The 5,571-nt window shown below is 47.0% G+C and carries 8 protein-coding genes; all 8 read left to right on the forward strand.

Annotated features, from left to right (window positions below; all coding sequences use genetic code 11):
* Positions 1-81: 81 nt before the first annotated feature.
* A complete protein-coding gene (locus FWJ59_RS07485) occupies positions 82-1,269 on the forward strand; it encodes a D-alanyl-D-alanine carboxypeptidase family protein (protein WP_414481329.1) in 1,188 nt (395 codons plus the stop codon).
* 199 nt (positions 1,270-1,468) lie between these two features.
* Entirely contained in the window at positions 1,469-2,113 is a 645-nt protein-coding gene (locus FWJ59_RS07490) for a site-2 protease family protein (RefSeq protein WP_414481330.1), read from the forward strand.
* A 21-nt stretch (positions 2,114-2,134) separates the two neighbouring features.
* Positions 2,135-2,878: a segregation and condensation protein A gene (locus FWJ59_RS07495; protein WP_414481331.1), complete on the forward strand. Its 744-nt coding sequence runs from the start codon at positions 2,135-2,137 to the stop codon at positions 2,876-2,878.
* Positions 2,860-3,381 (forward strand): SMC-Scp complex subunit ScpB, encoded by a 522-nt coding sequence (gene scpB, locus FWJ59_RS07500; protein ID WP_414481332.1) that lies wholly within the window; start codon positions 2,860-2,862, stop codon positions 3,379-3,381. Before FWJ59_RS07495 ends, scpB begins: the two co-directional genes overlap by 19 nt.
* A 70-nt stretch (positions 3,382-3,451) precedes the next feature.
* Positions 3,452-4,078 (forward strand): DUF2953 domain-containing protein, encoded by a 627-nt coding sequence (locus tag FWJ59_RS07505; RefSeq protein WP_414481333.1) that lies wholly within the window; start codon positions 3,452-3,454, stop codon positions 4,076-4,078.
* Positions 4,059-4,508 (forward strand): GerW family sporulation protein, encoded by a 450-nt coding sequence (gene ytfJ, locus FWJ59_RS07510; RefSeq protein ID WP_414481336.1) that lies wholly within the window; start codon positions 4,059-4,061, stop codon positions 4,506-4,508. Before FWJ59_RS07505 ends, ytfJ begins: the two co-directional genes overlap by 20 nt.
* A gap of 130 nt (positions 4,509-4,638) precedes the next feature.
* A complete protein-coding gene (locus FWJ59_RS07515; RefSeq protein WP_414481334.1) occupies positions 4,639-5,361 on the forward strand; it encodes a pseudouridine synthase in 723 nt (240 codons plus the stop codon).
* Positions 5,358-5,571: hypothetical protein (locus FWJ59_RS07520; RefSeq protein ID WP_414481335.1), on the forward strand; the 214-nt coding region annotated here is incomplete at its 3' end. The genes FWJ59_RS07515 and FWJ59_RS07520, both read left to right, overlap by 4 nt.

The following is a 5,571-nucleotide window of genomic DNA, read 5'->3' on the forward strand; positions in this document are numbered from 1 at the left end:
GCGCTTTTTGATGTGCATAACCCTTCTATTCGATGGAAAACCTAATCCTAGATGAAGATGTGATGCATAGGAGGGATCGCGTTGAGCACATTAAAAAGGGCCGTTGTTTGTTGGCTGCTGACCGCAATCTTCGTCATTATGCCTTTTGGGGTGGCTGTGGCTGCGCAACCGGCAACCGAGCTTCCCTTTAATATACAGGCTAAAGCGGCGCTACTTATGGATTATGAAACGGGTACCGTGCTGTATGAAAAAAACGCTCACCAAAAGCTTCCTGTAGCCAGCATAACTAAAATAATGACCCTTCTTTTGGCTATGGAAGCCATTGAGGAGGGCAGGTTAAAGCTGGATGATCCCGTGCATGTCAGCCCGTATGCTGCTAGCATGGGCGGCTCTACCGTATTTTTAGAGGCTGGAGAGACCTTTCCGGTATCCACCATACTGGAGAGCATAATAGTAGCGTCGGCCAATGACGGCAGCGTTGCCCTTGCTGAAAAGATATACGGCAGCCATGAGCTGTTCGTGCAGAAGATGAACGAGCGGGCCCAGCAATTGGGAATGAAAAATACCAATTTTGTCAACTGCACCGGCCTGCCTGCAGAAAACCATTATACCACCGCATATGATGTCGCTCTGATGAGTAGGGAGCTGTTGAAGCATCCCCTCTTTTTCAAGTGGAGTACCATATGGTTGGATTACATGAGGGATGGCAAGACCATGCTGGTCAATACCAATAGGCTTATCAGGTTTTACGAAGGCTGCGACGGCATCAAGACGGGCTATACCCAGGAGGCTGGCCATTGTATTTCGGCTACTGCAAAGCGCGGAAACTTAAGGCTTATAGCCGTTATATTGGGAGCGCCCACATCCCAGATCAGGTTCAATGAAGCTCGCAAGCTTTTGGATTACGGTTTTGCCAATTACGAGTCAATTATGGTAGTCAGGAAAGGCCAAATCGTCCAAAACGAAATACCTGTAACGGGAGGAAAAACCAGCAGGATAATGGGAGTGGCGGCCGATAACTTGTCATTGCTGCTTACCAAGGGCGATTCAAAGGAGTTTGCCAAGGAGGTACAGATTTCCGCTCCCTTGAAAGCCCCCGTCCGTGAGGGACAAAAGATTGGGATACTGACGGTTAAGAAGGACGGCAAAGAGGTTGGAAAAGTGGACATCCTGGCAGGAGAATCAGTAGAGGTTGCCGGCGTGTTCGATTATTTCAATAGAATATTTAACAACTGGCTTAGGAGACCGGCAAGCCAAAAAAACAAGTAACGCTTCAACCCATTGACGGTTGAATTTGCATAATTTTGCAGAAGGCTTAATGGGTCGGTAAAGCATAGGTGCCGACCCATTTTTATTTTAAGAAAGGGAAAATCCAGATTAAGGGTTTCATAATGGTAATTAATCATGTACAATAAAACCATGGATGGTTGTCTGTTTTAAAAGCACCTATCATGGAGCAGAATGGAGGTTGTCTGAATTGTACATAAACTGGGTTGATGTACTTTTAAGCTTGCCGGCTGTGTTTTTGGCCATGTCTTTCCATGAGTTTGCCCATGCCCTTACAGCTTATAGGCTGGGAGACCCTACTCCTAAAAATCAGGGGCGGCTTACCCTGTTCCCTTTAGCCCATGTGGATTGGCTGGGACTAATACTGTTTGCCCTATTTAGGTTTGGCTGGGCAAGGCCAGTACAGGTCAATCCTGCAAATTTCAAAAATCGAAAGTGGGGCAGCGTCATTGTGTCTTTTGCTGGGCCGCTGGCCAATATGCTGCTGTCCCTCATAGCCTTGGTAATTTTGATGGTAGCCGAGCTATTTGTTTTTTTCTATAGGGATATCGTGCTTGGAATTATAGACCGCGTAGTGCAGCTGAATATAGTGTTTGCTATTTTGAATTTAATGCCCATACCTCCTTTTGATGGATATCACATTATAAAGGGGCTATTTTATCGTCGGAATGTCAAATTTTTTTGGAACTATGAATACTACGGCATGCTAATTTTGTTCATCTTTGCGGTGTTGGGAGGATTCAATTTGCTGGTGCATACCCCTGCCCAATACGTATATCGGCAATTGATGCATCTGCAAACCTTTTTGCTTTCTTTGTTGCAATAAGGGGAAGGGGGTAATAATGGTTTGGGTTATCAGGTAAGGCTTGAAGTTTTTGAAGGGCCGCTGGACCTTTTGCTGCACCTCATCGCCAAGGCCAAAATAAACATAGAGGATATATCCATATCCGAGATAACAGCGCAGTACATGGACTATTTGAGCCAGATGCAGGCGTTGGATATCGACATAGCAAGTGAGTTCATGGTCATGGCTGCCACTTTGCTTCATATAAAGTCCAGCAAGCTGCTTCCCAAGCCTGTGCAGCAGTCTGAGGAGCAAGAGCCCGATCCACAGCAGCAGTTGATCGAGAGGTTGAAGCAATACAAGAAGTATAAAGACGCCGGTGAATGGTTACATGAAAGGTACATGGTGTATTCCAACATGTACAGCAAGCTACCAGAAGAAGTGGTAGATACAGCTGAAGATGTAAAGTTTTCCAACGTGACCAAGCAGGACATAGCGCAGACCATGATGGCCTTGCTTGATAAAAAGAATACCTCTCAGCAGTCCCAAACGGTCGTCCGCAACATTAAGCCAGAACCCATATCGCTTCATGAGAGAATAAATCAGCTAGCGGCTTTAATTGTAAGGCGGGGAAAGGTGCTGTTTTCTCAGCTGGTCAGCAGGAAGTTTTCCAGACTGTACGTTGTAGTTACCTTTTTGGCGCTGCTTGAGATGGTAAACAGGGGCTGGGTTGCGGTGCAGCAATCCAGGCCATTTTCTGATATCTTCATTCAAAGGAAGGGGTTAAAATGGAAGAACAGCAGATGATGGCTATAGCAGAAGCGATTTTGTTCATTGCAGGGGATCCAGTACCTGTAAGGAGTATTGCCGAGGTGTTGGATATAGACGTTGATGCCGCCCAGAGTTTGATGGAAAAGATGCTTAAAGCCTATGCTTTGCAACCACGGGGATTACAGCTTATAAGGATCAACGACGCATATCAGCTGGTTACTCGGCCTGAGTACGGTGAGTATATCCGCAAGTTTACCGGTGCGACCAAGGAGCAGCCGCTCTCCAGAGCCTGCCTTGAAACCCTGGCCATCATTGCCTACAACCAGCCTGTGACGAAAGCTGACATCGAGCAGCTCAGGGGGGTAAAATGTGACCATGCCATTGCTGTGCTGCTGGAAAAAAATTTGATCCGCGAGGTAGGGAGACTTGACGCACCGGGAAAGCCCAAGCTGTATGGAACTACAGAGCTATTTTTGAGGAGCTTTGGATTGTCGGATATCAATGATTTGCCACCTCTTGAGCCACAGCAAGACCCATGATTTTTACTCCTTGTGCCGTGTATTTTTTTTTGTAAGCGTGAAAAACTAGAAAAAAATGCACGGAGTGCGGGTGGCTGTGGCTTTATACGTTTGGATAATTCTGGCTGTATTGGTTGTGCTGGTGTTGGCTAGCATGGCAACCATACGTATAGAGATTAGCCTTAAAATAGAGAACGGCCACAATGAGGCATTCATGGTTGTACACGCTTTGGGAGGTATTGTACGAAAAAAGATATTCATTAACACAAAGCCAGGCGTTGATCGCACATCTCTTTCCGGTAGTGGAGAGCCTTCATCTCAGGGTGAGACAGCTATATCTGCGGAGATCGTGAGCTTGATAAGGGAGGTGCTGGTAAAGGCGCGGCAAAATGCTCCATATTTCAAAATCCTCAGGGGAAAAGCCAGGGTGGAGGATTTTGAGGTGAGGGCCAGGCTGGGTATCGGCGATGCCGCGCATACGGCGTTGCTATGCGGAAGCCTTATCTCTCTGCTGCACATAGCGCTTTCTTACCTTCAAAACAGATACTATTTTGAGAAAAAGAGGGTGGATATAACTCCGGTGTTTGATAGGGAGATTTTTCGGCTGCACTTTAATTGCATAATAGCCCTTAAATTGAGATATATTATAATTGCTGGAATGCGAAAGACAGCTGAAAAAATAAAGGGCGGTGAAGGAATTGTCAGGGCATCCGATTGAGAATATCATGAGGACCACTATGGAAAACATCAAGGAGATGATAGATGTAAATACCATTGTGGGCGATCCTGTAGAGACGGCAGATGGCAATGTCATCATCCCCATATCCAAAGTTTCTTTTGGCTTTGTGGCAGGAGGCGGTGAATACAGGGATGGGAGCAAAGACCAGAAGCAGGGCAGGGGTAGCGTAGAAGGCGAAGCTTTGTCGTCCATGCCTTTTGCGGGTGGCACCGGAGCAGGCGTATCGGTCAATCCGGTAGCGTTTTTGGTGGTGGGTGGCGGCAAGGTCAGGCTTTTGCCTGTCCGTTTTCGCACTCCAACTGATCGAGTTGTCGAGATGCTCCCACAGCTGCTGGAAGACATACAAAGCTTGATGGGATCCAAAAAGGAAAATGTAGGTAGTCCTCATACACAACAAAATGTGCAATAGGCGGCTAAAAGCCGCCTTTATTTTATGTCTTCTTTGATGTATACTATAACTTGTATTTTTGCTTGAAAAAAATTAAATCGGTATATATAAAGTGAGTTTGGTTGGTGCCTGTATTGAGAGGAGATGTCCCGTGCGCCTACAAAAATATATGGCTCATTGTGGGGTGGCTTCCCGCAGAAAATGCGAGGAGATGATAAAGCAGGGGAGGGTTACCGTCAATGGCCAGGTGGTGACCCAGCTGGGGGTGAAGGTGGACCCGCAGAGGGATGAAGTAAAGGTGGACGGTAAACCCATTTCGCTGGAACCAAAGCAGGTATACATTCTCCTGTATAAACCACGGGGATATGTAACCACTGTGAAGGATACCCACCAAAGGCCCACCGTAATGTCGCTGTTGGGGAGTCAGCCCGTCAGGGTATATCCTGTAGGCAGGTTGGATTTCGATACCGAGGGCCTATTATTGCTTACCAACGATGGCGAGCTGGCCAATAAGCTCATGCACCCGCGGTACGGCGTGGAAAAGGAATATTATGTGGTGGTGGAAGGCCGCCCTTATAAGTCCCAGATTCAGAAGTTTATAGATGGGATCGATATAGGCGATGCCATTGCCCATGCCCATAAGATAAGGTTGCTGTGGCAGAAGGGCAACAGTTCGGCATTCAAGATAGTATTGAAAGAAGGAAGGAATAGGCAGATAAGGCGGATGTTTGAAGCCATTGGCTGCCCGGTCAAATTTCTAAGGAGGGAGCGGTTTGGGAATCTTGTGCTTAGAGGCTTAAAGCCCGGACAGTGGCGATACCTCGATGAGCATGAGATAATACAGCTCAAAAAATTGGTGGAGGCGAAAGCATGATAACCTTCAGGAAGATTGAACCTCAGGACCTGGATGAGATATACTTAAATGAAGGCCTGCGCTCTTTGATTACGATATCGAGCCAGGGTGAGAGGTTTGCTGTGGTGGCTGAGGAGGATGGGCGTATAAAAGGGGGTATAAGTGGCTATAGGCAGGATGAAAGCGCCTTTATACAGCGCATTGCGGTGCTGCCTGGTCCTGATAAGGGAT

The sequence above is a fragment of the Caldicoprobacter sp. genome, from assembly GCF_047459465.1.
Taxonomy (GTDB): Bacteria; Bacillota; Clostridia; order Caldicoprobacterales; family Caldicoprobacteraceae; genus Caldicoprobacter.

Coding starts and splice junctions, on each gene's coding strand:
- scpB (WP_414481332.1), top strand. CDS start 2,860: ATGGAAGAACAGCAGATGATGGCTATAGCAGAAGCGATTTTGTTCATT.